At 61.9% G+C, this 1,121-nt stretch carries 1 protein-coding gene; it reads left to right on the top strand.

Translation table 11 applies throughout. The features are described 5' to 3' along the window. Nucleotides 1-541: 541 nt before the first annotated feature. On the top strand, nucleotides 542-1,121 hold a 580-nt coding region (locus tag ACWDRB_RS67885), incomplete at its 3' end, for a reverse transcriptase/maturase family protein (RefSeq protein WP_449912928.1).

The following is a 1,121-nucleotide window of genomic DNA, read 5'->3' as shown; positions in this document are numbered from 1 at the left end:
GTGCGCCGTTTCACTCGGTGCTGGATCGCCCCCGCAGGGGGCCAAGGTTCGGAAGGAGATGACCTTGGGGTCGCCCGCCCTACCTGGACGCGAAAGCGCGAGGGGAAAACAGCATGGCGGGAAAGCGTGGAGCGTTGAGAAGACGTCAAAAGCGCTGCCGCGCAAGACCCGCGTGATACGGCGAAAGCCATACTGCCTGAAGCCCAGTCACCAGCGGTGGAAGACGCACACCCTGCGACACGACGTCTTAGGTCGCAGCCGTCGGCATCGGACGAGTCCGACTTTCCTCGTCTCAACCCTTCCGGCCGGCGGGCGGCGAACAGCGAGTTCGCTCAAGGAGACAGACCGGGCCGCCTACGTCACGCTCGATACGTCCAGCACAAGGGGAATACGGGATGGCCTACGGGGCGAGAGCCCTATGGCTACGGAGGGGTCGTAGTAGTCGTCGGAGTAACGCCCGACCGGGGAGGACGGGAAAGCCGTCCGCAGGGCAAAGGACCCCAGGTGTCAACAGATCATCCACGATGGCGAGGTATGCGAAATGCAGAATGCCGAAGCCCTTCTGGGGATCATCCGTGAACGCGGCAGAAAGGGACTGCCTCTGGAGCGTCTTTTCCGGTGCTTGTTCAACCGAGATCTGTACCTGCTCGCCTACGGGCGAATCTACCGCAACGACGGTGCGATGACGCCCGGCATCACGGCCGAGACCGTGGACGGCATGCGCTTAGCCAAGATTGACACAATCATCGATGCACTCCGGAGTGAGCGCTACCGATGGACGCCGACACGCCGTGTCTACATCGAGAAGAAGGGAAACACGAAGAAGCGGCGTGGGTTAGGTCTGCCGACGTGGTCGGACAAGCTGCTGCAAGAGGTGATGCGCCTGCTGCTTGAGGCGTATTACGAGCCGCAGTTCTCCGAGCGTTCCCACGGGTTCCGATCTGGCCGGGGGTGTCACACCGCCTTGCAGGCGATCTACCCGAACTGGCGGGGCACGACATGGTTCGTCGAGGGTGACATCAAAGCCTGCTTCGACAGTCTGGACCATGGTGTCCTGCGGTCGATTCTGGCTGAGAAGATTCACGATAATCGCTTCCTGCGGTTGATCGGCGGACTTCTCC

Source organism: Nonomuraea sp. NPDC003707 (genome assembly GCF_053587055.1).
The sequence above is the reverse complement of the archived record's forward strand: the minus strand, read 5'-3'. Positions and strand labels throughout refer to the sequence as shown.